This window comes from Pedococcus sp. NPDC057267 (assembly GCF_042668795.1).
Lineage (GTDB): Bacteria > Actinomycetota > Actinomycetes > Actinomycetales > Dermatophilaceae > Pedococcus.
Map to the genome: position 1 here is coordinate 95,525 of NZ_JBHUYG010000002.1, position 25,757 is coordinate 121,281.

The 25,757-nt window shown below is 72.7% G+C and carries 21 protein-coding genes; 10 read left to right on the plus strand and 11 right to left on the minus strand.

What is annotated here, in order from left to right:
- Positions 1 to 104 precede the first annotated feature (104 nt).
- On the minus strand, positions 105 to 3,818 hold the full coding sequence (gene metH / locus ACFUC1_RS01170) for a methionine synthase (protein WP_379116074.1): 3,714 nt from the start codon (positions 3,816 to 3,818) through the stop codon (positions 105 to 107).
- 135 nt (positions 3,819 to 3,953) lie between these two features.
- Here metH and ACFUC1_RS01175 point away from each other — a divergent pair, with 135 nt between their 5' ends.
- From ACFUC1_RS01175 to arc, 3 genes are all read left to right on the plus strand, one after another.
- Positions 3,954 to 5,063, plus strand: coding sequence for a site-2 protease family protein (locus ACFUC1_RS01175; protein ID WP_379116052.1), 1,110 nt, complete (start codon positions 3,954 to 3,956; stop codon positions 5,061 to 5,063).
- Positions 5,064 to 5,074: 11 nt separating this feature from the next.
- Positions 5,075 to 6,136 (plus strand): tRNA (adenine-N1)-methyltransferase, encoded by a 1,062-nt coding sequence (locus tag ACFUC1_RS01180; protein WP_379116053.1) that lies wholly within the window; start codon positions 5,075 to 5,077, stop codon positions 6,134 to 6,136.
- 71 nt (positions 6,137 to 6,207) lie between these two features.
- Positions 6,208 to 7,944: a proteasome ATPase gene (gene arc / locus ACFUC1_RS01185; protein ID WP_379116054.1), complete on the plus strand. Its 1,737-nt coding sequence runs from the start codon at positions 6,208 to 6,210 to the stop codon at positions 7,942 to 7,944.
- Here the strand turns inward: arc and ACFUC1_RS01190 are convergent.
- The 4 genes from ACFUC1_RS01190 to ACFUC1_RS01205 all read right to left on the minus strand — a co-directional run bounded on the left by ACFUC1_RS01190 (position 7,941) and on the right by ACFUC1_RS01205 (position 13,237).
- Positions 7,941 to 10,631, minus strand: a complete 2,691-nt coding sequence (locus ACFUC1_RS01190; protein WP_379116055.1) for a non-ribosomal peptide synthetase — start codon at positions 10,629 to 10,631, stop codon at positions 7,941 to 7,943. The two genes, arc and ACFUC1_RS01190, sit on opposite strands and share 4 nt — an antisense overlap.
- Positions 10,632 to 10,741: 110 nt before the next feature.
- Positions 10,742 to 11,170, minus strand: a complete 429-nt coding sequence (locus ACFUC1_RS01195; RefSeq protein WP_379116057.1) for a DUF3054 domain-containing protein — start codon at positions 11,168 to 11,170, stop codon at positions 10,742 to 10,744.
- 13 nt (positions 11,171 to 11,183) lie between these two features.
- Positions 11,184 to 12,173: a ribose-phosphate diphosphokinase gene (locus ACFUC1_RS01200; RefSeq protein ID WP_379116058.1), complete on the minus strand. Its 990-nt coding sequence runs from the start codon at positions 12,171 to 12,173 to the stop codon at positions 11,184 to 11,186.
- 53 nt (positions 12,174 to 12,226) lie between these two features.
- Entirely contained in the window at positions 12,227 to 13,237 is a 1,011-nt protein-coding gene (locus tag ACFUC1_RS01205) for an alpha/beta hydrolase (protein WP_379116059.1), read from the minus strand.
- A gap of 37 nt (positions 13,238 to 13,274) precedes the next feature.
- Between ACFUC1_RS01205 and dop the strand changes: the two genes are divergently transcribed.
- From dop to prcA, 4 genes are all read left to right on the plus strand, one after another.
- Entirely contained in the window at positions 13,275 to 14,786 is a 1,512-nt protein-coding gene (gene dop, locus ACFUC1_RS01210) for a depupylase/deamidase Dop (protein WP_379116075.1), read from the plus strand.
- 69 nt (positions 14,787 to 14,855) lie between these two features.
- The gene (locus ACFUC1_RS01215) at positions 14,856 to 15,062 is read left to right on the plus strand and encodes a ubiquitin-like protein Pup (RefSeq protein ID WP_091760181.1); all 207 of its coding nucleotides are present in this window, start codon (positions 14,856 to 14,858) and stop codon (positions 15,060 to 15,062) included.
- Complete coding sequence (prcB, locus tag ACFUC1_RS01220) at positions 15,059 to 15,886, plus strand: proteasome subunit beta (RefSeq protein WP_379116060.1); 828 nt, start codon at positions 15,059 to 15,061, stop codon at positions 15,884 to 15,886. The genes ACFUC1_RS01215 and prcB overlap by 4 nt, the downstream gene beginning before the upstream one ends.
- Positions 15,883 to 16,710, plus strand: coding sequence for a proteasome subunit alpha (prcA, locus tag ACFUC1_RS01225; RefSeq protein WP_379116061.1), 828 nt, complete (start codon positions 15,883 to 15,885; stop codon positions 16,708 to 16,710). Before prcB ends, prcA begins: the two co-directional genes overlap by 4 nt.
- Before the next feature lie 4 nt (positions 16,711 to 16,714).
- Here the strand turns inward: prcA and ACFUC1_RS01230 are convergent, their stop codons facing one another.
- The 6 genes from ACFUC1_RS01230 to ACFUC1_RS01255 all read right to left on the minus strand — a co-directional run bounded on the left by ACFUC1_RS01230 (position 16,715) and on the right by ACFUC1_RS01255 (position 22,732).
- Entirely contained in the window at positions 16,715 to 17,449 is a 735-nt protein-coding gene (locus tag ACFUC1_RS01230; protein WP_379116062.1) for a dienelactone hydrolase family protein, read from the minus strand.
- Positions 17,450 to 17,496: 47 nt separating this feature from the next.
- Complete coding sequence (locus tag ACFUC1_RS01235; protein WP_379116063.1) at positions 17,497 to 18,132, minus strand: peroxiredoxin; 636 nt, start codon at positions 18,130 to 18,132, stop codon at positions 17,497 to 17,499.
- 51 nt (positions 18,133 to 18,183) lie between these two features.
- Complete coding sequence (locus ACFUC1_RS01240; RefSeq protein ID WP_379116064.1) at positions 18,184 to 19,107, minus strand: alpha/beta fold hydrolase; 924 nt, start codon at positions 19,105 to 19,107, stop codon at positions 18,184 to 18,186.
- A gap of 108 nt (positions 19,108 to 19,215) precedes the next feature.
- Positions 19,216 to 19,779, minus strand: coding sequence for a hypothetical protein (locus ACFUC1_RS01245; RefSeq protein ID WP_379116065.1), 564 nt, complete (start codon positions 19,777 to 19,779; stop codon positions 19,216 to 19,218).
- A 216-nt stretch (positions 19,780 to 19,995) separates the two neighbouring features.
- Positions 19,996 to 21,225: a hypothetical protein gene (locus ACFUC1_RS01250; protein WP_379116066.1), complete on the minus strand. Its 1,230-nt coding sequence runs from the start codon at positions 21,223 to 21,225 to the stop codon at positions 19,996 to 19,998.
- A complete protein-coding gene (locus ACFUC1_RS01255; protein ID WP_379116067.1) occupies positions 21,218 to 22,732 on the minus strand; it encodes a hypothetical protein in 1,515 nt (504 codons plus the stop codon). The genes ACFUC1_RS01250 and ACFUC1_RS01255 overlap by 8 nt, the downstream gene beginning before the upstream one ends.
- A gap of 140 nt (positions 22,733 to 22,872) precedes the next feature.
- Here ACFUC1_RS01255 and pafA point away from each other — a divergent pair, with 140 nt between their 5' ends.
- From pafA to ACFUC1_RS01270, 3 genes are all read left to right on the plus strand, one after another.
- The gene (pafA, locus tag ACFUC1_RS01260; protein ID WP_379116068.1) at positions 22,873 to 24,240 is read left to right on the plus strand and encodes a Pup--protein ligase; all 1,368 of its coding nucleotides are present in this window, start codon (positions 22,873 to 22,875) and stop codon (positions 24,238 to 24,240) included.
- A 72-nt stretch (positions 24,241 to 24,312) separates the two neighbouring features.
- Entirely contained in the window at positions 24,313 to 25,263 is a 951-nt protein-coding gene (locus tag ACFUC1_RS01265; protein WP_379116069.1) for an FKBP-type peptidyl-prolyl cis-trans isomerase, read from the plus strand.
- Positions 25,264 to 25,300: 37 nt separating this feature from the next.
- Positions 25,301 to 25,687, plus strand: a complete 387-nt coding sequence (locus ACFUC1_RS01270) for an FKBP-type peptidyl-prolyl cis-trans isomerase (protein WP_379116071.1) — start codon at positions 25,301 to 25,303, stop codon at positions 25,685 to 25,687.
- Positions 25,688 to 25,757: the final 70 nt, after the last annotated feature.

A 25,757-nucleotide genomic window follows, 5' to 3' on the forward strand; every position in this document is an offset into this window, starting at 1 on the left:
TCCAAACCCTCCCACTTGTTGCCAGCACGTGGTCACGACAGCCCCGAAACGGTCCCTCGGTGACCACGAGGTGGCAACAAGTGGGGGAAACGCGCGCGTCGGCGTCAGTCCTCCGGGATGTAGCCGAGGTTGGGGGACAGCCAGCGCTCGGCCTCGGCCAGGCTCCAGCCCTTGCGCTCCGCGTAGTCCTCGACCTGGTCCCGCCCGAGCCGTCCCACGACGAAGTACTGCGACTGCGGGTGGGAGAAGTACCAGCCGGACACCGAGGCCCCCGGCCACATGGCCATCGACTCGGTGAGCTCCATCCCGGTCTGCTCCTTGACCCCCAGCAGGTCCCAGAGGACCTCCTTCTCGGTGTGGTCGGGGCAGGCGGGGTAGCCCGGCGCCGGGCGGATCCCGGTGTACCTCTCGGCGATGAGGTCGTCGCCCGTCAGGTGCTCGTCCGGCGCGTAGCCCCAGAAGTCGTGGCGGACGCGCTCGTGCATGCGCTCGGCGAACGCCTCGGCCAGCCGGTCGGCGAGGGCCTCGAGCATGATCGCGCTGTAGTCGTCGCCCTCGGCCTTGAGCTGCATGACCCGCTCCTGCGACCCGAGCCCGGCCGTCACGGCGAACGCCCCGACGTGGTCGGACAGGCCCGACTCCCGCGGCGCGACGAAGTCGGACATGGCCCGGTTGGGCACGCCCTCGCGGTGGCTCCCCTGCTGGCGCAGGGTGTGCAGCGTCGTCGCGACGTGCTCGCGGCTCTCGTCGGTGTAGACCTCGATGTCGTCGCCGACCGCGTTGGCCGGGAACAGCCCGATGACGCCCTCGGCGCGCAGCCAGCGCTCCTCGATGATGCGGTCCAGCATCTCCTGCGCATCGCGCCAGAGCCGGGTCGCCGCCTCCCCGGTGGCGGGGTTGTTGAGGATGTCGGGGAACCGCCCCTTCATCTCCCAGGCGAGGAAGAACGGTCCCCAGTCGATGTACTCGCGCAGCTCGTCGAGCGGGTAGTCGTGGAAGGTCTTCACGAACTGGGTCGGGACCTTGCCGCGCGCGCCGGACTGGCGCCGGAGCAGCTCCTTCTCCTGCGCGGCGACGAGGTGCGGCACGGGCGGGTGGTATGCCGTCCAGTCGATCGGGGTGGCGTGCGCCCGCGCCTTCTCGATGGAGACCAGCGGGCGTTCGGTGGCCTTGGCGGCGTGCCGGGCGCGCAGCGAGTCGTAGTCGGCCTCCACCTGCGCCATGAGCTTCGGGCGCTGCTCGTCCGACAGCAGCTGCGACACCACCGGGACGGACCGTGACGCGTCCTTCACCCACACCACGGGCCCGTGGTACCTCTGGTCGACCTTGACGGCCGTGTGCGCCCGCGAGGTGGTCGCCCCGCCGATGAGCAGCGGCAGGTCGAACCCCTGGCGCTCCATCTCCGCGGCGAAGTTCACCATCTCGTCCAGGCTGGGCGTGATGAGGCCGGAGAGGCCGATGACGTCGGCGTTCTCGGCCTTGGCGGCGTCGAGGATCTTCTGCGCGGGCACCATGACGCCGAGGTCGACGACGTCGTAGTTGTTGCACTGGAGGACGACGCCGACGATGTTCTTGCCGATGTCGTGGACGTCGCCCTTGACGGTGGCCATGACGACCTTGCCCTTGGCGCGCTTGGGGGCGTCGGTCTTCTCGGCCTCGATGTACGGGATGAGGTAGGCCACGGCTTTCTTCATGACCCGAGCCGACTTCACGACCTGCGGCAGGAACATCTTGCCGCTGCCGAACAGGTCGCCGACGACGTTCATGCCGTCCATGAGCGGGCCCTCGATCACCTCGATCGGGCGGCCGCCGCGCTCCTCGATGAGGGCGCGCAGCTCCTCGGTGTCGGTCTCGACGTGGTCGTCGATGCCCTTGACGAGGGCGTGGGTGATCCGCTCCTCGACCGGCAGCGAGCGCCACTCCTCGGCGGTCTCCTCGGCCGCCTCGCCGCTGCTGTTGAACCGGTCGGCGATCTCGAGCAGGCGCTCGGTGGAGTCCGGCCGCCGGTTGAGGACGACGTCCTCGATCCGCTCGCGCAGCTCGGGGTCGATCTCGTCGTAGACGACCAGCGCACCGGCGTTGACGATGCCCATGTCCATGCCCGCGCGGATCGCGTGGAAGAGGAAGACGGCGTGGATCGCCTCGCGCACGGGGTTGTTGCCGCGGAACGAGAACGAGACGTTGGAGACGCCGCCGGAGACGAGCGCGCCGGGGAGGTTCTCCTTGATCCACCGCGTGGCCTCGATGAAGTCGGTGCCGTAGGCCGCGTGCTCCTCGATGCCCGTGGCCACCGCGAAGATGTTGGGGTCGAAGATGATGTCCTCGGCGGGCAGGCCGACCTCCTGCGTGAGGATGTCGTAGGCCCGCTGGCAGATGACCTTGCGCCGCTCGAGGTTGTCGGCCTGGCCCTCCTCGTCGAACGCCATCACGACGACGGCCGCGCCGTACTTGCGGCAGAGGCGGGCCTGCTCGACGAACTTCTCGACGCCCTCCTTCATCGAGATGGAGTTGACGATCGGCTTGCCCTGCACGCACTTGAGGCCGGCCTCGATGACCTCCCACTTGGAGGAGTCGATCATCAGCGGGACGCGGGAGATGTCGGGCTCGGAGGCGACGAGCTTGAGGAACCGGTCCATCGCGGCGACGCCGTCGATCATCCCCTCGTCCATGTTGACGTCGATGACCTGGGCGCCGGCCTCGACCTGCTGGCGGGCGACGTTGAGCGCGGTCGGGTAGTCCTCGGCCTGGATGAGCTTGCGGAACCGCGCGGAGCCGGTGATGTTCGTCCGCTCGCCGACGTTGACGAACAGCGACTCGTCCGTGACGGTCAGCGGCTCCAGCCCCGACAGCCGCAGGGCGGGCGACGCCTCCCCGGGCACCCGCGGCTGCTCGCCGGAGGCGGCCTCGGCGATGGCCTTGATGTGGTCGGGCGTCGTGCCGCAGCAGCCACCGAGGAGGTTGACGAGGCCCGCCTGCGCGAACTCGCCGACGACCGCAGCCATGGCGTCCGGCGTCTCGTCGTACTCGCCGAAGTGGTTCGGCAGCCCGGCATTGGGGTAGCAGGAGACGAAGGTGTCGGCGACGCGGGCCAGCTCCGCGGCATACGGGCGCATCTCGGCGGCACCCAGGGCGCAGTTGAGCCCGACCGCGAGGGGCCGCGCGTGCCGCACGCTGTGCCAGAACGCCTCGGTCACCTGACCCGAGAGGGTGCGGCCGGAAGCGTCGGTGATGGTGCCGGAGATGACGACCGGCCAGCGGCGGCCGTGCTCCTCGAAGAGTGTCTCGAGGGCGAAGATCGCCGCCTTGGCGTTGAGGGTGTCGAAGATCGTCTCGACGATGAGCACGTCGGAGCCGCCGTCGACCAGCCCGCGGGCCTGCTCAAGGTAGGCCTCGACGAGCTCGTCGTAGGAGACGTTGCGCTTGCCCGGATCGTTGACGTCCGGGGAGATCGACGCGGTGCGGTTCGTGGGGCCGAGGGCGCCGAGCACCCAGCGCGGGCGGTCCGGGGTGCGCGCTGTCATGGCGTCGCACGCCTCGCGGGCCAGGCGCGCGGCAGCGACGTTCAGCTCGTAGGCGAGGTCGGACATGCCGTAGTCGGCCAGGGAGATGCGCTGGGCGTTGAACGTGTTCGTCTCGATGAGGTCGGCACCGGCCTCGAGGTAGGCGTCGTGGATGCCGCGGATCACGCCCGGCTGCGTGAGGGAGAGCAGGTCGTTGTTGCCCTTGAGGTCCTCGGCCCAGTCGGCGAACCGCTCGCCGCGGTAGTCCTCCTCGGCGAGCCCCTCCCGCTGGATCATGGTGCCCATGGCGCCGTCCATCACGAGGATCCGCTCGCGCAGGGCAGCCCCCAGCTCGTCGGTCACGTCCGGGCGATGTGTCACGGTTCCAGGCACCCGCCAAGTATCGCCCATGCCCTGCCCGGGGCGTCGGGCGTGTTCACGTAGGGTTCCGGCATGAGCGCCCCCGCCGCCCGTGAGGCCGAGGAGTCCGGGCACGGCGTGCGGATCGCCCGCGTCGCCGGGATCCCCGTCTACCTCGCCCCGAGCTGGTTCCTCATCGCGGTGGTCATCATCGCCGTGGTGGCCGGCCCGGTGCTGCAGACGCGCCCCCTGTTCGGCATCGGGGTGGGGATCCTGCAGGCCCTGCTGCTGCTCGTCTGCGTCCTCGCCCACGAGGCCGCCCACGCCGTGACCGCGCGCGCGTTCGGCATGCCCGTGCTGCGGATCGTGGCCAACGTGTGGGGCGGCCACACCTCCATGGAGGCGGTGCGCTCGACCCCCGGCCGGATGGCGGCCGTGGCCGCGGCGGGCCCGCTGGCCAACGCCGCCCTGGCGGTCCTGGCGTATGCCGTGGCACCCCTCGTGACGGGCGACCTCAGCCACCGGCTCGTCGAGGGCATGGTCATCATCAACGGCAGCCTCGCGGTGCTCAACCTGCTCCCGGGCATGCCGCTGGACGGCGGCCAGGTCGTGGAGTGCCTCGTCTGGAAGGCGACGGGGGACCGCAACAAGGGGGCCGTGGTCGCGGGCTGGTGCGGCCGGGTCGTCACCGTCCTCGTCGTCCTGTGGTTCTTCGTCCGGCCGGTCGCGCTGGGGCAGGGCATCGGGTTCGGCTCGATCTGGGTGCTGGTCATCGCCTCGGTGCTGTGGGCCGGGGCGAGCGAGTCGGTCCGGCGCGGCACCGCGTTGGGCAAGCTCGGCCGGCTGCGGGTGCAGGACGTCGCCGAGCGCGCCGTCGTCGTCGCCCCCGACAGCACCGTCGGCATGGCCCTGGACCACCCCGACATCGTCCTCACGACGGACGAGCGAGGCGTGCCCTGCCTGGTCTTCGGCGCCATGGACCTCGCCCTGCACCACGACGTCGACCGGCAGGCGCCGGTCAGCGCCGCCGTCTTCCGGGTGCCGGACGCCAACGTCGTGGATGCCGGCCCGCAGGACGGCGTCGACGTGGTGGTCGCCGCGATGCAGCAGACGGGGTCGGGCACGGTCGTCCTCACCAGCGGCGGGCGGGCGTGGGGCGTCACGAGCGTCGACCGGATCAACGCGGCCGCGGAGCGCAACTAGACTCCCGGCCCATGACCACTGGGCCGCAGGACACCACCACCTCCACCTCAGCGGCCGTCGGTGCCGACCTGCGCCGCGGGCCGTTCGGCGTGGGGGAGCGGGTCCAGCTGACCGACCCCAAGGGCCGGCTGCACACGATCACCCTCGAGCCCGGCCGCGAGTTCCACACCCACCGTGGGCGGCTGGCCCACGACGACCTCATCGGGGCCCCTGACGGCTCCGTGGTGCGCAACACCGCGGGTGTCGAGTACCTCGCGCTGCGCCCGCTGCTGTCCGACTACGTGATGTCGATGCCGCGCGGGGCCGCCGTCGTCTACCCCAAGGACGCGGGCCAGATCGTGACGATGGCCGACGTCTTCCCGGGTGCCCACGTCGTCGAGGCGGGCGTCGGCTCCGGCGCGCTGTCGATGTCCCTGCTGCGCGCCGTCGGCGAGCACGGCACCCTGCACTCCTTCGAGCGGCGCGAGGACTTCGCGGACATCGCGAAGGGCAACGCCCGGGCGTTCTTCGGGGTGGACCACCCCGCCTGGACCGTCACCGTGGGCGACCTGGTAGAGGAGCTGCCCCGCACCGTCGCACCGGGGACCGTGGACCGCGTCGTCCTGGACATGCTCGCGCCGTGGGAGTGCCTGGAGGTCGTCTCGCAGGCGCTGCTGCCCGGCGGGGTCCTCATCTGCTACGTCGCGACCGCCACCCAGCTGTCCCGGGTCGCCGAGGCGATCCGCGACCACGGTGGGTACACCGAGCCCGAGGCCTGGGAGTCCCTCGTCCGCGGCTGGCACCTCGAGGGGCTCGCCGTGCGGCCGCAGCACCGCATGCACGGCCACACCGGATTCCTCATCACGACCCGCCGGCTCGCCCCCGGCGTCACGCCGCCGATGCGCAAGCGGCGGCCAGCCAAGGGCGCCTACGGCGAGGACGGCGACGCCGGCGCCACGCCGGGCGACACCACGGCCTTCGGCCAGGAGGCGGAGTTCTCGGCCGAACAGCTGGGCGAACGCGTCCCATCAGACAAGAAGATCCGGCGGCTTCGCCGTTCTGTGACGCAAACCTCCACGACGACCGAGCAGTAGCGCGTTAGGTTGGGTCATCGGTCGCACTGTTGCGGCCGGTGGGTACGTCGATCGCCACCGAGGGAGCCGACATGACCGACCAGCACCGCCACGACCCGTCCGACGAGCGCCGTCAGGCCGAGCTCCTCGCCGAGGAGGTCGCTGCCCTGCGCCAGCGCCTCGCCGACGCGCCGGCCCGGTCCCGCGAGCTCGAGACCAAGGTCCTGCAGCTGCAGTCGAACCTCGCGACCATCTCCTCTCAGAACGAGCGGCTCGTCCGCACGCTCAAGGAGGCGCGCGAGCAGATCGTGACCCTCAAGTCCGAGGTGGACCGGCTCGCGCAGCCGCCCGCGGCATACGGCGTCGTCCTGGAGTCCTACGACGACGCGACGGTGGACATCCTCACCGGCGGCCGCAAGATGCACGTGGCCGTCAGCCCGGCCGTCGACCCGGCGGAGCTGTCCGCCGGGCGCGAGGTGCGCCTCAACGAGGCGATGAACGTCGTCGCCACGTGCGGGTACGAGCGCACCGGCGAGGTCGTGATGATCAAGGAGATGCTCGGCGACGGCCGGGTCCTGGTCGTCGCGCACGCCGACGAGGAGCGCGTCTGCCGGATCGCCGACTCCCTCGAGGGGGAGCCGATCCGTGTCGGCGACGCCCTCATGCTCGAACCGCGGTCCGGGTTCGTCTACGAGCGCATCCCCAAGGCCGAGGTCGCCGAGCTGGTGCTCGAGGAGGTGCCCGACATCGACTACGAGGACATCGGGGGCCTGGCCGGCCAGATCGAGGCCATCCGCGACGCCGTCGAGCTGCCCTACCTGCACCCCGACCTGTTCACCGAGCACCAGCTCAAGCCCCCGAAGGGCGTCCTGCTCTACGGCCCGCCCGGCTGCGGCAAGACGCTGATCGCCAAGGCGGTCGCGTCCAGCCTGGCCAAGAAGGTCGCCGAGCGCGAGGGCAAGCCGGTCGGGAAGTCCTTCTTCCTCAACATCAAGGGCCCCGAGCTGCTCAACAAGTACGTCGGCGAGACCGAGCGGCACATCCGGCTGATCTTCCAGCGGGCCCGGGAGAAGGCCTCCGGCGGCACGCCGGTCGTGGTGTTCTTCGACGAGATGGACAGCCTGTTCCGCACCCGCGGCTCGGGCGTCTCCTCGGACGTGGAGACGACGATCGTCCCGCAGCTGCTGTCGGAGATCGACGGTGTCGAGCGGCTCGAGAACGTCATCGTCATCGGCGCCTCCAACCGCGAGGACATGATCGACCCGGCGATCCTGCGGCCGGGACGGCTCGACGTGAAGATCAAGATCGAGCGGCCCGACGCCGAGAGCGCCCGCGACATCTTCACCAAGTACCTCACCGCGGACCTGCCGCTGCACGAGCACGACCTGGCCGAGCACGGCGGCTCCCCGCAGGCGACGGTCGACGCCATGATCACCGCCACCGTCGAGCGCATGTACTCCGAGATCGAGGACAACCGGTTCCTCGAGGTGACCTACGCCAACGGCGACAAGGAGGTCCTGTACTTCAAGGACTTCAACAGCGGCGCGATGATCCAGAACATCGTCGACCGGGCGAAGAAGATGGCCATCAAGGACTTCCTCACCGTCGGGGCCAAGGGCATCCGGGTCGACCACCTGCTCGCCAGCTGCGTCGACGAGTTCAAGGAGAACGAGGACCTGCCCAACACGACCAACCCCGACGACTGGGCCCGCATCTCCGGCAAGAAGGGCGAGCGGATCGTCTACATCCGCACCCTCGTCACCGGCAAGAGCGGCACGGAGCCGGGTCGGTCCATCGACAACGTCGCCAACACCGGCCAGTACCTCTAGCCGCTGGCGCCCGCCCGGGTCCGCACTCCGCGGGCCCGGGCGACCCGCGTCCGCACCCGGGGCAGGACGGCTCGGCCGCCGGCCTCGAGCCGGGTCCAGCCGCGGTGGTAGGCGATGCCGACGGCGATCGAGGCGGCCATGGCCAGCACCGAGCTGTAGGCCATGAGGTGCGGGTAGACGACGAAGTGCGTCAGGTAGACGAACAGCGAGGCTGCGGCGACGGTCGAGGCGCCACGGGCCAGCCACCCCGGCAGGCGCACGGACGGCAGCCAGACCAGCGCGAGCACCCCGAGCATGATGGTCGGGCCGCGCATCGGCATGGTCGGCCAGAAACCGGGCAGCGTGAGCAGCGGCACCGCCGACACCAGCAGCCGCTGGGGCACGGTGCGGGCCCTGGCCGCCGCCCAGCCGGTGGCGAACAGCCAGATGAGCACGTAGGCGTTGGCGCCGCGGTAGGGCCCGGCGTCGGGCACCACCACGTCGTACCGGGTCAGCAGGCCGAGGCCGACGAGCGTCATGGGGAAGGCGAACGGGAACCGCCGCTCCCACCGGTCCACGGCGGGCAGCGACAGCAGCGCGGCGGCGCCCAGCAGCAGGGCGACCAGCGCCTCGACGAACCAGTAGTGCCAGTGCGGCGACCAGCGGGCCCAGTCCCCGAGGACCTGGTTGAGGAGCAGGACGTTGCGCCAGTCGTAGGTCCCGACGGTCAGCGCGACGGCCGCGATCCACACGGCGCTGGGTGCCCAGATCCGCAGGGCACTCCGCACGATCCCCTTCGCGCGCTCGGCCCGAGGTCGCGCGGTGAGCTGGAACCGGGCGAGGTTGAAGCCCGCCAGCGCCAGCAGGGTGTGCGCGCCGCCGGGCACGAACGACAGGTGGGTGTGGTTGGCCAGGATGAGCAGGACCGCCACCGCCCGCACGACGACGCTCGTCTCCACCGCGTGCCAACCGCGTCGCCACCGGGGGACCGTGCGGCCACCCCGGGCCGCCGTGGCCGCACCGGGGCGGGACCGCTGGGCCGCTGCGGCCAGCTCGGCGGGTGGGAGCAGGTGCCACCCCGCCGGGAGCGCGCCGAGGAGCCGTTCCAGCCGCAGCGACACCTCGACGTAGGAGAGCGAGTCGCCGCCGAGGTCGACGAAGCTCGTGTGCTCGTCGGCGGTGGGCGCGTCGAGCAGGTCGCGGTAGAGCTCCGCCACCGCCTGCGGCGAGGGCCCGTCCGCGGCCTCGTCCCCGGCCGCCTTCTCCTCCCGCGCGCGGGAGCGGGCGCGGTGCGCCTCGACGAGGGCGGCCATGCCGGGGTAGTCGGGCTTGCCGGTGGGCAGCACGAGCACGTCCGTTCCCTCGAGCACGACCACGCCGCTGGCGGGTATGCCGTGCCGGCCGGTGAGCGTGGCCGTCACCGCCTCGCCGGAGCCCGGCTCGGCGGCCAGGACCCCGACCGCGTCGCCGAGGTCGACGCAGTGCGCGCGGACCCCGGCGTCGGCCAGGTCGCGCTCGGCGCGGTCGAGGTCGATCCGCAGGCCGACGACCTTGGCGAAGCGGCTGCGCCGCCCGACCACCTCGACCGTCCCGTCGGGGCGAAGGTGCCCGAGGTCGCCCGTGCGGAGCTCGGCGAGGTCGCGGCCGCGCGCGAGGTCTTCGGGGTGCTCCGCGTACCCGAGCATGACGTTGGGGCCGGAGTAGACGAGCTCGCCGAGGCCGCACTCGAGCTCGGACAGCGGGTCGAGCCGGAACCGGCCACCCGGGACCGGGTGCCCGACGGTGCCGGCGTGGGAGTCGACCAGCTCCGGCGGCAGGACTGCCATCCGCGCGGTCGCCTCGGTCTGGCCGTACATGACGAACAGGTCCCAACCGCGCGATCGGCCGAGCGCGGCATACCGGCGCACGGCCTCGGGCGCGAGCCGGCCGCCGGCCTGGGTCACGACGCGCAGGCTGGGGTGGTCGCGCTCGGCGAATCCGCTGCGGTCGAGCAGGTCGAAGGTGTGCGGCACCCCGGCGATGGTCGTGACGCCGGCCTCGTCGACGAGCTGCCAGAAGCACGGGGCGACGACGGAGAGGTCGGTCAGGACGAGCGAGGCGCCGACCGCGAGGTGGCTGTGCGCGACGGACAGGCCGTAGCAGTAGTGCAGCGGCAGGGTGGTGGCCGCCCGGTCGTCGGGGCGGGTGCGCAGGGCCTCGGCGATGGCCAGGGCGTTGCTGTCGAGGTTCTCGTGGGACAGCCGGACCAGCTTGGGGGAGCCGGTGGAGCCGGAGGTCGGCAGGAGCAGCGCGAGGTCGGGGTGCAGCGCGTGGCCCGGCTCGGCGGTGAGGGAGGACACCCGCCAGCGGTCGCCGTCGCGCGAGGCCACGACGTCGGGGGAGTACCGCTCGACGAGGGACTTGTGGTGCTGGGGACGGTCACCCGGCACGACCAGCGGGACGTGCCCGGCTGCCAGGGCGCCGAGGTAGGTGACGAGGAAGTCGAGCGAGTTCTCCGCCGCCAGCAGGACCAGGCGTCGGCTGGTCCCGAGCGCGGACCCGGCGTCCTCGACGCGCGCGGCCAGGTCGGCATACGTCACCGGGCCCTCGGGCGTCCACACGGCGCAGCGGTCCCCGTGCCCGGCGAGCGAGGTGGCGAACCGGGTCGTCGGCCGGGTCGCGGGCCAGGGCCGGGTGGCCTCGTGCGTTGGCGTGGGGAGCGGGCTCACGCAGCGCACGTTATTAGGTAAGCCTTACCAAACTCAAACCGGGGTGTGGCGGGTCCCGGCCGCGGCCTGCGGAGCGCCCGCCGGCGTGCTGGCCGACGCCGGGAGGCGGGTCAGCGGCGGTCGGTCACCCTGGCCGACCACCGGGCGACGCCCTCGCCGCCGAACCGCAGGACAGCCACGGCGCAGCGCCAGCCCACGAGGAACAGGCCGAGCACCAGCAGGGTGACGACGCCGAACGACCACGCGAAGCCGCCCCCGGACAGCACCCGCAGCCCGAGGCCGAGCACGACCGTGACCAGCCACACCACCTCGGCGCCGGGCACGCCGACCGGCCAGCCTCGCAGCCGCGTGGCTGCGGCCCAGCCGACGACCAGCGCGACGAGGAACGGCCAGGCCACCTCGAGCACCCCCGCGACGGAGAGGCCCTCGCGGTGGCTGGCCCGGCCGACGGTGGCGAACAGCAGCACGAAGGCGGCGTCCACGAGGAACGCCGCGACCCTGGCCCTCAGGCGGACCACCCCAGACGCCGCTGCGGACACGAGCAGGCCGTCGTCATGCGTGCACCCGGTCGAACAGGGTGGCCTGCGGGGGCGCGTGCGTCGGGTCGACGCCGTCGAACAGGATGCTGACGGACTCGCCGGCGTGGATGCGGCTGATGGCCTCCGCGAACAGCTGGGCCACGGTCCGCACCCGCAGCTCCGGCCAGCCCGAGGGGGCGGGCACGGTGTCGGTGGTGACGACCTCGCCCACCATCGGGTGCTCCCGCAGCCGCTCCACCGCGCGCCCGGCGAACAGGCCGTGGGTGCACGCGACGTCCGCCCGGGTGCACCCGAGGTCCTTGAGCCGCTCGAGCAGCTCCACGATCGAGCCGCCGGTCGCGATCTCGTCGTCGAGGACGATCGCCCTGCGACCCGAGACGTCGCCCACGATCGAGTCGATGACGACCCGGTCGTCGGCCAGCCGCTGCTTGCTCCCGGCCGCGACGGGCAGGCCGAGCAGCCGGGCGAACTGGGTGGCGGTCTTGGCGTTGCCGAGGTCGGGGGAGACGACGACCGAGTCGGTGAGGTCGGTCCCGCGGAAGTGGTCCGCGAGCACCCCGATCGCGGTGAGGTGGTCGACCGGCACCGAGAAGAAGCCGTGGACCTGGGGCGCGTGCAGCGTCATGGTCAGGACCCGGTGGACGCCCGCGGCCACGAGCATGTCGGCGACGAGGCGGCCGCCGAGGGAGATGCGCGACGCGTCCTTCTTGTCCGAGCGGGCGTAGGCGTAGTGCGGGATGACGGCGGTGATCTGCGCCGCGGAGGCACCGCGTGCGGCGTCGACCATGAGGAGCAGCTCCATGAGGTGCTCCTGCGTCGGGGGCACCAGGGGCTGGACGATGTAGACGTCGCGCTGGCGGCAGTTGGCCAGCAGCTGCGCCTGCAGGCAGTCGTTGCTGAACCGCTTGATCTCCACCGGGGAGAGGTCGACGCCGAGCGCCCCGCAGATGCGGTGGGCCAGGGCGCGGTGGGCGCTTCCGCTGAAGATCACGATGTCGCGCAATGCGTCTCCCGGTGGGTCCGTGGGGGATCGGTCCGTGGCGGATCGGGTCGAGCCTAGCCCGCGCCGCCGTGATCCGGGACCGTCCCGGTGCACAGGTGGGCGCGCAGCTCCGCCACGAGCTCGGCCCGGTGGCGGCGCCCGGCCGGGGTCGCACCGGGCATCGAGGCGAAGCCGTGCGGCACCCGCAGGTAGTTGGTGTGCCGGACGGGAACGCCTGCGGCCCGCAGCGCCGCGGCATACCGCACGCCGTCGTCCCGGATGGGGTCGAGGTCGGCCGTCTGCACCAGTGCCGGTGGGAGCCCGTCGAGCCGTCCGAAGAGCGGCGACACCAGCGGCTCGCGCCAGTCGGCCTCCCGCGGGGCGTAGTGCGCGCGGAAGGCCAGGATGCTCTCGCGGGTCAGCATCGGGGCGTGGGCGTGCTCGGAGATCGACGGCGACCCCATGGTCATGTCGGTCGAGGGGTAGATGAGGGCCTGGTGGCGCAGGGGCGAGCCGCCGAGGTCGCGCAGCAGCTGCGCCGTCACCGCGGCCAGCGCCCCGCCGGCGCTGTCCCCGACGACCGACATCCGCGAGGTGTCGGCCCGCAGGACCGCCCCCTGGAGGGAGACCCACGACGTGGCGTCGTAGGCGTCGAGGGCGGCGGTGGGCGCCCGGTGCTCCGGGGCGAGCCGGTAGTCGACGCTGACGACGACGGCCCGCACCTGCGCGGCGAGGTGCGTGCACAGCGGGTCGTAGGAGACCACGTTGCCCTCGACGAACCCGCCGCCGTGGAAGAAGACCACGACCGGGACGTCGGTGTCGGTGTCCCGCACGGAGCGGGGACGGTAGATGCGCAGCGGGATGTCGTAGCCGTCGCGGGACGGCGCGGTGCCGTAGGTGATGCCCACGGACCGGTCCACCGGGCCGGTCACCCACGTGAACGGGGGCCGGGCCGGGTAGGTGCGCCCGCGCCGGCGGGCGATCCCCTCCCGTGTCAGTCGCTCGACCGGTGGCATCAGCACGTGGTCGAGCAGGGCCGTCAGTGCCGCGAGCCGCACCGGCATCGCGGCAGGGGAGTGGCGCATGGAGCGGAAGTCTCTCACCTAGGGTGGGACCGTGAGCGTGCGCCGCGTGATGGGGATCGAGACCGAGTACGGCATCTCCGTGCCGGGCGACCCCACCGCCAACCCGATGATCCTCTCCGGCCAGGTGGTCAACGCGTACGCGTCGATGCAGGGCATCCGCGCCGCCCACGCCTCCTGGGACTACGCCGACGAGGCGCCCCTGCGCGACGCGCGCGGGTTCGACATGGCCCGGGCGCTGGCCGACGCCAGCCAGCTGACCGACGAGGAGGACCCGACCATCGCGAACGTCGTCCTCACCAACGGCGCCCGCCTCTACGTCGACCACGCCCACCCCGAGTACTCCTCGCCCGAGGTCACCTCGCCCCGCGCCGCGGTGGCCTTCGACCGGGCGGGCGAGCTCATCATGGCCGAGGCGGTCCGCCGGCTGTCGGCGGTCCCGCCCGGGGTGAACCTCTACAAGAACAACACCGACGGCAAGGGCCAGTCCTACGGCACGCACGAGAACTACCTCATGCGGCGCGAGACGCCCTTCACCGACATCGTCCGCCACCTCGTCCCGTTCTTCGTCGCCCGCCAGGTCTTCACCGGCTCCGGGCGGGTCGGGATCGGCGTCGACTCCCGCAACCCCGGGTTCCAGCTCAGCCAGCGCAGCGACTTCTTCGAGGTCGAGGTGGGGCTGGAGACGACGCTCAAGCGGCCGATCATCAACACCCGCGACGAGCCGCACGCCGTGGCCGACCTGTACCGCCGGCTGCACGTGATCATCGGCGACGCGAACCACTGCGACGTCGCCAACCTGCTCAAGCTGGGCACCACCTCACTGGTGCTGGCGATGATCGAGGACCGCGCGATCGACGTCGACCTCACCGTCGCCCGGCCGGTCTCGACGCTCCAGCGGGTCAGCCACGACCCCAGCTGCCGTGAGCTCGTCGAGCTGCGGGACGGCACGAAGCTGACCGCGGTGCAGCTCCTGTGGCGCTACCACGAGCTCGCCGAGCGCTGGCTGGAGCGCCGGTATGCCGGGGAGCTGGACGAGGACACCGCGGAGGTCATGCGCTGGTGGGCGGTCGTGCTCGACAAGCTCGAGCGCGACCCGCGCGAGGCCGCTCGGGAGGTCGACTGGGTCGGCAAGCTGCAGGTGCTGCAGGGGTACATCGACCGCGACGGCCTCGAGTGGTCCGACCCCCGGCTGCGCGCCGTCGACATCCAGTGGTCGGACGTGCGCCCGGACAAGGGCATCTTCCACAAGCTGCGGGCTGCGGGCCGGTTCGAGGAGCTGGTGGGGGACGAGGAGGTCCTGCACGCCGTGCACGAGCCGCCGACCGACACCCGCGCCTACTTCCGCGGCAAGTGCCTGGAGAAGTACGCCGACCAGATCGCGGCCGCGTCGTGGGACTCGGTCATCTTCGACATCCCCGGCCAGAGCTCGCTGCAGCGGGTGCCGATGCTCGAGCCGCTGCGCGGCACCAAGGCCGGTGTCGGCGCCCTGCTCGACCGCAGTCCGGACGCCGCCACCCTCCTGCGCGAGTTGGCCTCGGCATCGGGTTAGGGTCGCACTAGGTTGGACGCACGCGGCGCAGCAGCGTCGACGGAGCAGCACGAGCGGGAGGTCACGGAGATGCCGAGCCAGGAGCAGAGCCGACCACAGCGCCGGGACGACGCGCCCGACGAGGCGCCGGAGCCCACCCCGGCCTCGCCCGAGGCGAGCGCCCGCAAGGAGAACCTCGACTCCGACATCGACAGCGTCCTCGACGAGATCGACGGCGTGCTCGAGTCCAACGCCGAGGAGTTCGTCCGCGGGTTCGTCCAGAAGGGTGGCCAGTGACCACGGACGCCGGCGCGGGGCGCCTGCCCGCGGCATACCTGTCCACGGGCTCGTCCTCCTTCACCGAGTTCGTCGGGGCCCACGCGCCCCACCTGCTCCCGTCGCGCCGGGCGCTGCCCCCGGGCAGCTCGCTCGAGGCGCCGCACGGCACGACCATCGTCACCGCGACCTTCGACGGCGGGGTCGTCATGGCCGGCGACCGCCGCGCCACCATGGGCAACCTCATCGCCAACCGCGACATGGAGAAGGTCTTCGCCGCCGACGAGTACTCCGCGGTCGGCATCGCCGGCACGGCGGGGCTCGCCATCGAGCTGGTCAAGCTCTTCCAGGTCGAGCTGGAGCACTACGAGAAGATCGAGGGCACGCTGCTCTCGCTCGAGGGCAAGGCCAACCGGCTGGCCTCCATGATCCGCGCCAACCTCGCCATGGCCATGCAGGGCCTCGCGGTGGTCCCGATGTTCGCCGGGTACGACCTCGACCGGAACCTCGGCCGGATCTTCTCCTACGACGTGACCGGCGGCTGCTACGAGGAGCACGACCACCACAGCGTGGGCTCCGGCTCGCTCTTCGCCCGCGGGTCGCTCAAGAAGCTGTGGCGCCCGGGCCTGTCGGCCGACGACGCGGTGCGGGTGGTCGTCGAGGCGCTCTACGACGCCGCCGACGACGACTCCGCGACCGGTGGCCCGGACGTCGGGCGGCGCATCTGGCCCACCGTGGCCGTGGTCGACCTCGAGGGCGTGCGGTTCGCCGCCGACGAGTCGCTGCGCGAGGTGGTCGAGTCCGTGATCGCCGGACGCCAGGGCAACCCGGGAGGTGCGCGATGAGCAGCATGCCGTTCTACGTCTCGCCCGAGCAGCTGATGAAGGACCGGGCCGACTACGCGCGCAAGGGCATCGCCCGCGGCCGGTCGGTCGTCGTCCTCGGCTACGACAAGGGGATCGCGTTCGTCGCGGAGAACCCGTCCCGGGCGCTGCACAAGGTGTCCGAGATCTACGACCGGATCGCGTTCGCGGCGGTCGGCAAGTACAACGAGTTCGAGAACCTGCGCGTGGCCGGAGTCCGGTACGCCGACCTGCGGGGCTACTCCTACGACCGCACCGACGTCACCGCCCGCGGCCTGGCCAACGCCTACGCGCAGACCCTCGGCACGGTCTTCACCCAGGAGTCCAAGCCCTACGAGGTGGAGATCGTCGTGGCCGAGGTCGGCGAGAGCGACGCGGACGACCAGATCTACCGGCTGACCTACGACGGCTCCGTCGCCGACGAGCACGGGTTCGTCGCGATGGGCGGGGCTGCCGACTCGATCGAGACCGGCCTGAAGGACCGCTGGCGCCCGGGCATGAGCCTGGGCGAGGCGCTCACGCTGGCCGTCGGCGAGCTCGGCAAGGACCCGTCCGGCGGCGCGGACCGCACCCTCACGGCGGCCCAGCTCGAGGTGGCCGTGCTCGACCGCGAGCGTCCCCGCCGGACCTTCCGGCGGATCGGCGGCGCGCTCCTCGAGGCGCTGCTCAGCACCGAGGACCCGACCCACGACGCGCCGTCGGAGGACGACCGCACGCCGGGGCGGCACGACACCCTCACGGGTGAGGGCACCGTGCGCGACGAGTCGACCAACCCGCAGACCCAGCGGCCGGCGGACGACGCCTGACGCCTCAGACGGGCAGGTGCTCGGCCAGCCACTGCTCCGTGGCGACCCAGGCCTGCTTCGACGCCTCCGCGTGGTGGAACAGCGGCGAGGGGTTGTCGAACGCGTGCCCCGCGCCGGCATACGTCAGGAACGTCGTGTCCCGCCCACCGCCGGTGACGGCGTCCTCGATCTCGCGGACCTTCGCCTGCGGGATGTAGTCGTCGGCCAGGCCGAAGTGGTGCAGGCTCGGGAGGGTGACCCTGGACGCCTGGCCGAGCAGGTCGGGCAGCGCCGAGCCGTAGTAGCTGACCAGCGCGTCGGGCCGAGCGCCGTCCTGCGCACCCTCGTCGGCGGTGGCAGCCGCGACTGCGAAGGCCAGCCCACCCCCGAAGCAGAAGCCGAGCACACCGACCGGGCCCTGCACCTCCTCCCGCTCGCGCAGGGCGGCGACGGCCGCCGCGGCGTCGCCGACGGCGGCGTCCCAGTCCAGCCGCTGCAGCAGCCCCATGGCCTCGGGCAGGCCGTCCTGCGCCTCGGAGACGACCTGGTCGCCCAGCCGCCAGTAGATGTGCGGCACGAGGACGACGTACCCCTGCGAGGCGAGGTCGCGGGCGCGTCCGCTGATGTACTCGGTGACGCCGAAGATCTCCTGCAGGAGCACGATTCCCGGGCCCTGGCCGCTCGGCGGGAGGTGGAGGTCGGCCGGCAGGTCCCCGCCCGTGACGGGGACGGTCAGCGTGGTCGCGTCGTTCTGGCTCATGCCGGACAACGTATGCCGCGCCGGGCCGGTCCGCCGGGCGAACCGCCTCAGGCGGTGGGCGCCGCGGCGTAGCGCAGGTAGGGCTTGACCTCCTCGACGTCCTCGAACCGCGCCCGGGCGTCCTCGGTCGACACGGTGGGCGCGACGATGACCCGCTCGCCCTGCCGCCAGTCGACCGGCGTGGAGAACGGGCCGGCGTCGTTGACCTGCAGGGCGTCGAGCGCGCGCAGGATCTCGTCGAAGTTGCGACCGGCGCTCTTGGGGTAGGTCAGCGAGAGCCGGACCTTGCCGGCCGGGTCGATGAGGAAGACCGAGCGGACGGGGGAGGTGTCGCCCGCGCCGGGGTGGATCATGTCGTACAGCTCGGCGACCTTGCGGTCGGCGTCGGCGACGATGGGGTAGTCGACCGAGGTCCCGGCGACGTCCTCGATGTCGCCCTTCCACGCCTCGTGGTCCTCCAGGGCGTCGACGGAGACGGCGAGCACCTTGGTGTTGCGGCGGGCCCACTCGTCCTTGAGCTGCGCCACGCGACCGAGCTCGGTCGTGCACACCGGCGTGAAGTCGGCCGGGTGGCTGAACAGGACCGCCCAGCCGTCGCCCTTCCAGTCGTGGAAGCTCAGCTCGCCCTCGGTGGTCTGGGCGGTGAAGTCGGGGGCGTCGTCGCCCAGTCGCAGCGTGGCCATGTCGGGGTCCTCCCAGAGGTAACGCGGTGTTTGTCGCGACCAAACATGCCGTTATTCATCGGGGGTGTGGATGCCGTGTCCGGATCGTGGACCCGCCACGAGCGTGAGGAGCGCGTCCGCGAGGGCGCCGAGGCTGTCCGGGTCCAGCAGGGCGCCGTAGTGGTCCGAGTCCAGCGACAGGGTGCGGACGTCCGCCGGCAGGTGCGCCTCGGCCAGCCGGCCGGGGGAGTACAGTCCCGGCTCCTGTCCCAGCGGGCCGCGCGCTGCCCAGGCGAGCACGGCGGGGCACTGGAGCGTGTGGACCGCCGCGAGCGTGGCCGGGTCGCTCATCATGTCGGTCCAGTCGGCGCGCACGCACTCCAGCGAGCTGCTGGACCGCATCGCACCCGGCGGCCCGGTGAGGTCGTGCTCGAGGTATGCCGCGAGCGCCTCGCCGTTGGGGCGCGTGAGGGCGGGGCCGAGGGCCGGGTGCCTGCGCCAGTGGTCGAGGTACGCCTCGGCACCCGCGAAGGTCATGGTGAGCCGGTCCATGGCCGGGCCGATGACGCCGTGGAGGACCTCGTCGACGTCGAAGGTGCGGGGGCTGGGGTAGGAGAGGCCTCCGTCGAGGAGCAGCACCCCGCCCACGAGGTCGGGGCGGCTCGCCGCGGCCAGCGCGGCCACGAACGCGCCCATCGAGTGGCCCGCCAGCACCGGCCGGTCGAGCCCGAGGTGCTCGATGACCGCCACCACGTCCCGGACGTGGTCGGCGAGCCCGGTGGATCGCAGCCCGCAGCTCTCTGCCCGGCCGCGCAGGTCCGGCGCCACGACGGACACCCTGCCGGCGAGGGTGGCCGCGAGCGGCCGCCAGGCCAGCCCGTTCGAGGAGATGCTGTGCAGGGCGAGGACCGTCCCGGCGCCGGGAGCTCCCTGTGCGAGCAGGTGCACGGTCAGCGCACCACCGGCTACCGGCACCTGGCGGGTCCCCACGTCCACGTCGTTCCCCCTGCCCGGTCGGTCCGTCGGATCGACGACGCTACGGGCCCGCGACAGCCCCGGACATGGTGCGGACACCCACTTCACAGCACCCAGCGTGTGGGCCGATCACGGCGCCTGCGTGCGGGTGCGCGCGGCGGCCAGCAGCTCGCGCTCGTCGGCGGGGGAGAGCCCGGCCCGGCGGGGCCTCCCCGGCCCCTGTCGCAGCTCCCACTCCAGCACGTCCCGCAGCGTGTCCTGCAGCGGGCGGGTCACCAGGCCGAGCGCCTCGGCGGCGGAGGTGTCACGGGCCATGAAGCCGGCATACTCCGGCAGCGGGAGCCACGTCGGCAGGGACCGCTCGCCACTCCACGGCGCCACGCCGTGGTCCTCGAGCCACTGCGGCGGCACGGCGACCACGTCGCCGTCGTGTGCCGCCACGTGCCGTGCCGTGGCGAGGTGCTCGGCGAGGGGCAGGGTCGGCCCGGAAGCGTTGACGACACCGGTGGCGCCGCGCGCACCGGCCCCGACGAGCCAGGCCGCGAGGTCCCGGGCGTCGACCAGCTGTGTGGTCAGGGGGCTGTCGGGGACGAGGACCGCACCGTCGGTCGTCGCCGGGTGGGCGAAGCGCAGCGGCCAGTAGCCGGTGCGGTCCGAGATGTCGCCGGGGCCGCCGAGGAGACCAAGACCCACGTCCCCGTGCGGGGCCCGAGCGCCGCGACGGCGCAACGCACGTGGCTGGGCTGGCGCGCGACGTCGACGACGACGTCCCACTCGCCGCCGACCTCGCCGTACGCGTCCGGGCGGCTCCGACCACGGTCCCGGACGCGCTGTCGACGGCTTGCGCCCTGGGCGGACGCGCGACGGGAGCGTCTCCGATGGGGGCGCTCCCGTCGTCGGCGGTGGGGGTCAGGCGCGGCTGGTCGCCCGCCGGTCCGCCTGGGCCGTGTCGGCCTCCGCCTCGTCCGCCTCGACCTCGTCGGACTCGTCGGCCTCCGCGACGTCCGTCTCGGAGTGCGCGTCGGGGCCCGGCTCGGCCGCCTCGGCGTCCTGGGTCGCGGCCACGTCGTCGTCCTGCTCCTCCGCCACACCCTGCTCGGAGTCGACGGCCTGCTCTGCACCCGCGTGCTCGGACGCCTCGTCGCCCGCGGCGGGCTGGTCGTCCTGGACGGCGTGCGCATCTGCGCCCGCCTGGTCCGTGGTGGGCGCAGACGCCTCGTCGAGCCCGCCGACCATCGCTGCGCCCCCGAGGGTGGCCAGCATCTGCCGGACGTTGCTGAGCTGGGCGGTGATGCTGTCGCGGCGGGCGGTGGCGGCGGCGAGCTCGCGCTCGGAGTCGCGCCGGATCCGCTCGGCCTGCTCGCGTGCCGCGGTGACGACCTGCTCGGCCTCCGCCCGGGCGCTCTCCAGCAGCCGGGTGCTCTCGGCCTGGGCCTCGGCGTGGGCCCGCTCGCTCTCCGCGCCGAGCTGCTCGGCACGCTGCTGGGCCTGGGCGAGGGCCTGCTCGTGCTGGGCCATCTGTGCCGCGAACTCGGCAGCAGCCTTGTCCCGGCGCTGGCCGAGGGTGGCCTCGAAGTCGGCGGCCGACGCGGCCGCCCGCGCCCGCTGGTGCTCGTAGAAGGCCTCGGCCTCCTCGCGGCGGGCGGAGGCCTCGCGGTCGGCGTCGTCGAGGATGGCGTCGGCCTGCTGCTTGGCCTGCTCGACCACGCGGGTGGCCTCCGAGTCGGCCTTGGCCCGCACGGACTCGGCGTAGCGGTCCGCGTCGGTGCGGGCCTGGTCGGCGGCCAGCCGCGAGGTGCCCGCGAGCGTCTCGGCGTCGGCCCGGGCGTTGGCACGGATCTCGGCGGCCTCCTCGTCGGCCATGGTGAGGATCGCGCCGATGCGCTCACCGAGGTCGGCGTAGGTCGGCGCCGCCGCCTTGCGCTGCTCGGCCTGCAGCTCCTGCAGGGAGCGGCGGATCTGGGCCTGCTCCTCCTGCGCCGCGGCGAGGGAGGCGCGCAGCTCGCTCACCTCGACGGTGCGCTCGGCTGCCTCGCGCCGGGCCTGCTCCAACGCGCTGGCGTTCTCCGCGCGCCACTGGTCGACCTGGGCCGGGTCGTAGCCGCGCAGCACGCTGCGGAAGGAGGTGGTGTCACTCATGGTCGGTCCGTTCGTTCTCGGTGGTGGGGGAGTCGGTGGTGGGGGAGTCGTGGGGGGCGTCATGGGTCGAGGTCGCTGCCGGATCGGCGGCGGCCGGGCGCTCGGGCACCGCGAGGGCGTCGATGACGCCGGAGAGGTGGCCCAGCTGCTTGGTGATGTCCTCGCGCCGGGCGGCCAGGACGGCGACCTCGGCCCGGGCGCGGTCGAGCATCGCCCGCGCCTCGGCCCGGACCCGGTCGGCCTCGGCGCGCGCCTGCGTCGTCGTGCTCACGAGCTGCTCGCGGGCCTGGCGGTGGTTCTCGTGCGTCTCGCGCTGGAGCCGCTCGATCTCGACCGCGGTCCGCTCGCGCACCAGACGGGCGGCCTTCTCGGCCTCCTCGACCCTGCGGCGGGCCCGCTCGTCGGCGGCGCGCTCGGTCTCGGCCACGGACCGCTGCACCCGCTCCGCGTGCTCCTCCGCCGCGGTCGTGGTCCGCTGCGCGTGCTGCTGGGCGGCAGTCATGACGGCCTCGGCCTGGGCGCGCAGGCGCTCGGCCTCGGCCCGGGCGGCCTCGCGCTCGGAGCGGGCCCGGTGCGCGGCCCGGGCCAGCGCGCTCTGGATCAGCTGGCGGCGCGACCGCATCCGGGCGGCCAGCTCGCGGTGGGTCTCGCGGCGCTGCCGCGCCACCTCCGCCTCGCCCTCGTCGAGGATCCTGCGGACCGTGTCCTGGCCCCACTTGAGGTGCTCCTCGGCCTGGCTCATGATCTCGCCGGCCTCGGCGTGGGCACGCTCGAGGCGCTCCCGCGCCTCGGTGCGGGCCCGGTCGAGCAGCTCCGCGGCCTCACGCTCGGCTTCTTGGCGCAGCAGCACCGCCTCACCCGTGAGCCGCTCCGACTCGGCCTCGGCCCGCGCGCGCACCTCGGCCACGTCGCGCTCCGCGGCCTCGCGCAGGGCTGCGAGCTCGGACTGCTGGTCCTCGTCGCGCTGCGCGAAGTGGGCGTCCATGCGCTCCACGCCGGCGGCAAAGGCCGCGTCACGCTCCTGTTCGTGCGCGGCATACCGCGCCATGGCCGCGTCGTAGTCGGCCTGGGCGGCTGCCCGCAGCTCCTCCGCGCGCGCCGTCGCCTCCTCGAGCAGGGACTGGGCCTCGGCACGTGCCGAGCTGACGGCCTCGTCGCTGGTGCGGGTCGCCGACTCGGTGAGCATCGAGGCCTGCTCGGCGGCGTCGGCGACGAGGGCCTGGGCTTCCTGCTGGGCCTCCTCGAGCGCGCGCCCGGCCTGGTCGCGGTCCCGCGCGGCGTCGGCGTGCCGGCGCTCGGCGTCCTCCAGCAGCTCGCGGGCACGCGCGCGCAGCGCCTCCGCCTCCGACCGGGCCGTCGCGAGGACCTCGTCGGTCTCTGCTCGCATGGCGTCGGCGTAGGCCTGGGCGCGCTCGAGGATGGACTGCGTGTGCCGGGTGAGGTCGCCGACCTGGACGGTCGTCTGGCCCTGGGTCCGGCTCGCCGCGTCCGTGGGGGCGTCGGGCATGGCGCCAGTCTCTCGCATGCCGGGCCCCAGATGCAGCCAGGGCAGGACCTTTCGGACCATCCCTTTACCAAGTGGGCGCTGACCTGCGCCGATGCGTGGACTGACACCCCCGGCGGGCGGGTGCGGCCTAGAGTGTCGTCATGGAGCGCCGGATCTTCGGGATCGAGAACGAGTACGGCATCACCTGCACCTTCCAGGGACAGCGGCGGCTCACGCCCGACGAGGTCGCGCGCTACCTCTTCCGCAAGGTCGTGTCGTGGGGCCGGTCCTCGAACGTGTTCCTGTCCAACGGGTCCCGGCTGTACCTCGACGTGGGGTCCCACCCCGAGTACGCCACGCCCGAGTGCGACCACGTCCGCCAGCTCGTCATGCACGACAAGGCGGGGGAGCGGATCGTCGAGGGGCTCGTCGCCGACGCCCAGGAGCGGCTCGTCGAGGAGGGCATCGAGGGCGAGATCTACGTCTTCAAGAACAACACCGACTCGGCCGGGAACTCCTACGGCTGCCACGAGAACTACCTCGTCGGCCGCGCGGGCGAGTTCCAGCAGCTGTCGGACGTCCTCATCCCCTTCCTCGTCAGCCGCCAGATCACCTGCGGGGCCGGCAAGGTCGTCACGACCAGCAAGGGCGCCACGTACTGCGTGAGCCAGCGCGCCGACCACATCTGGGAGGGCGTCTCCTCCGCCACCACCCGCAGCCGGCCGATCATCAACACCCGCGACGAGCCGCACGCCGACGCCGAGCGCTACCGCCGGCTGCACGTCATCGTCGGTGACTCGAACATGAGCGAGACGACGACGATGCTCAAGGTCGGCTCGGCCGACCTCGTCCTGCGGATGATCGAGGCCGGGGTCGTCGTGCGCGACCTCACCCTGGAGAACCCGATCCGCGCCATCCGGGAGATGAGCCACGACATGACGGGCCGCAAGACGGTGCGGCTGTCCAACGGCCGGGAGCTGTCCGCGCTGCAGATCCAGGGCGAGTACCTCGAGCGGGCCACCGCCTTCGCGGACCGCGAGGGGCTGCAGGACCCCATCCACAAGCAGGTGCTCGACCTGTGGGAGCGCACCCTGCGGGCCGTGGAGACCCAGGACCTGTCGCTGGTCGACACCGAGATCGACTGGGTCATCAAGCACAAGCTCATCACCGGGTACATGGCCAAGCACGACCTGCCGATGGAGCACCCGCGCATCGCCCAGCTCGACCTGGCGTACCACGACGTCAACCGGCAACGCGGCCTGTTCTACCTGCTGCAGAAGCACGGACGTGCCGCCCGCGTCTGCACCGACCCCGAGGTGTTCGAGGCCAAGACGACGCCTCCGCAGACGACCCGGGCCAAGCTGCGCGGCGACTTCATCAAGGCCGCCCAGGAGCACCGGCGCGACTTCACCGTCGACTGGGTGCACCTCAAGCTCAACGACCAAGCCCAGCGGACCGTGCTGTGCAAGGACCCCTTCGCCGCGGTCGACGCGCGGGTCGAGCGGCTCATCGAGGGCATGCGCGGCTGATCCCGTTTCGGGAACCCACAGCCCGCGTGGTTATGGTGGGCGCTGGTCCGACCCCGATCGAAAGCCCCCACCGTGCACCCACGACGTATCCATGCCCTCGGCGCCGCCGTCCTCGCCGCAGCCCTGACCCTCACCGCCTGCGGCAGCGGCAGCGACGGCAAGGGCTCGCCCCTCGACAAGATCACCGTCACCGGTGGCAGCGACGCCACGGCCCCCACCGTCAAGGTCCAGCCGCAGCCGCTGAGCGTCACCGACACGACCACCCGCGTCGTCAAGCCCGGCTCGGGCCCCGTGGTGACCAACGACGAGATCGTGAGCATCAAGTACGTCCTGCTCAACGGCAAGGACTCCTCGGTGCTCGACTCCAACTACGGCAAGCAGAACCTCGGCCTCAACCTCGGCGCCAACGACCTGCTGCCCGGGCTCAAGAAGGGCCTCGCCAACCAGAAGGTCGGCTCGCGCATCCTCGTGGCCATGCCGCCCAAGGACGCGTTCGGCACGCAGGGCAACACCGAGCTCAAGGTCGGCGCCAAGGACACCGTCGTCTTCCTCATGGACGTGCTGTCCGCGACCAGGCCACTGGCCTCCGCCGAGGGCAAGGCCGTGACGCCGCCCGCCGGCCTGCCGACCGTCAAGGTCGAGCCCGGCCAGCAGGCGACCATCACGATGCCCAAGAACGCCAAGGCCCCCGCCAAGACGGTCAGCCAGCCGCTCATCATCGGCTCGGGCGCCAAGGTCGAGTCCGGCCAGACGGTTCGCGTGGCCTACACCGGAGCGGTCCTGTCGACCGGCAAGGTCTTCGACTCCTCGGCCAAGACGCCGCAGAAGTACTTCGAGACGGTGATCGGCAAGCAGCAGGTCATCAAGGGCTGGGACTCGACGATCGTGGGCGCCACGGTCGGCAGCCGGTTGCTCCTGCTCGTGCCGCCGGCGGACGGGTACGGCGCCGCCGGCCAGCCGCAGGCCGGCATCAAGGGCACCGACACGCTCGTCTTCGTCGTCGACATCCTCGCGGCCTACTGAGCCGCACCCCCCATCCGCGAACGAACAGGAGAGCCACATGGGCTTCGACCCGAGCACGACCAAGCCGGAGATCGACTTCCCCGGTGACGAGGCGCCCAGCGACCTCGTGATCGAGGACATCAAGGAGGGCGACGGCCGCGAGGCCAGGGCCGGCGACACCGTGCTGGCGCACTACGTCGGGGTCGCGCACTCCACCGGCGAGGAGTTCGACGCGTCGTGGAACCGCGGCGCGCCGCTGGACTTCCCCCTCGGCGCGGGCCGTGTCATCCAGGGCTGGGACCAGGGCATCGTCGGCATGAAGGTCGGCGGCCGGCGCAAGCTGGTCATCCCGCCGCACCTCGGCTACGGCGACCGCGGCGCCGGTGCGGTCATCAGGCCGGGCGAGACGCTGATCTTCGTCGTCGACCTCGTCGACGTTCGCTGAGCACGCACCCCACGCGCGGTCGCTGAACCGCGCGCAGCTACTCCGACAGCAGCCGGGCGGCCCACCGCCC

Coding starts and splice junctions, on each gene's coding strand:
- metH (WP_379116074.1), bottom strand. CDS start 3,818: ATGGACGGCGCCATGGGCACCATGATCCAGCGGGAGGGGCTCGCCGAG.
- ACFUC1_RS01175 (WP_379116052.1), top strand. CDS start 3,954: ATGAGCGCCCCCGCCGCCCGTGAGGCCGAGGAGTCCGGGCACGGCGTG.
- ACFUC1_RS01180 (WP_379116053.1), top strand. CDS start 5,075: ATGACCACTGGGCCGCAGGACACCACCACCTCCACCTCAGCGGCCGTC.
- arc (WP_379116054.1), top strand. CDS start 6,208: ATGACCGACCAGCACCGCCACGACCCGTCCGACGAGCGCCGTCAGGCC.
- ACFUC1_RS01205 (WP_379116059.1), bottom strand. CDS start 13,237: ATGCGCCACTCCCCTGCCGCGATGCCGGTGCGGCTCGCGGCACTGACG.
- ACFUC1_RS01215 (WP_091760181.1), top strand. CDS start 14,856: ATGCCGAGCCAGGAGCAGAGCCGACCACAGCGCCGGGACGACGCGCCC.
- prcA (WP_379116061.1), top strand. CDS start 15,883: ATGAGCAGCATGCCGTTCTACGTCTCGCCCGAGCAGCTGATGAAGGAC.
- ACFUC1_RS01230 (WP_379116062.1), bottom strand. CDS start 17,449: ATGAGCCAGAACGACGCGACCACGCTGACCGTCCCCGTCACGGGCGGG.
- ACFUC1_RS01235 (WP_379116063.1), bottom strand. CDS start 18,132: ATGGCCACGCTGCGACTGGGCGACGACGCCCCCGACTTCACCGCCCAG.
- ACFUC1_RS01250 (WP_379116066.1), bottom strand. CDS start 21,225: ATGAGTGACACCACCTCCTTCCGCAGCGTGCTGCGCGGCTACGACCCG.
- ACFUC1_RS01255 (WP_379116067.1), bottom strand. CDS start 22,732: ATGCCCGACGCCCCCACGGACGCGGCGAGCCGGACCCAGGGCCAGACG.
- pafA (WP_379116068.1), top strand. CDS start 22,873: ATGGAGCGCCGGATCTTCGGGATCGAGAACGAGTACGGCATCACCTGC.
- ACFUC1_RS01270 (WP_379116071.1), top strand. CDS start 25,301: ATGGGCTTCGACCCGAGCACGACCAAGCCGGAGATCGACTTCCCCGGT.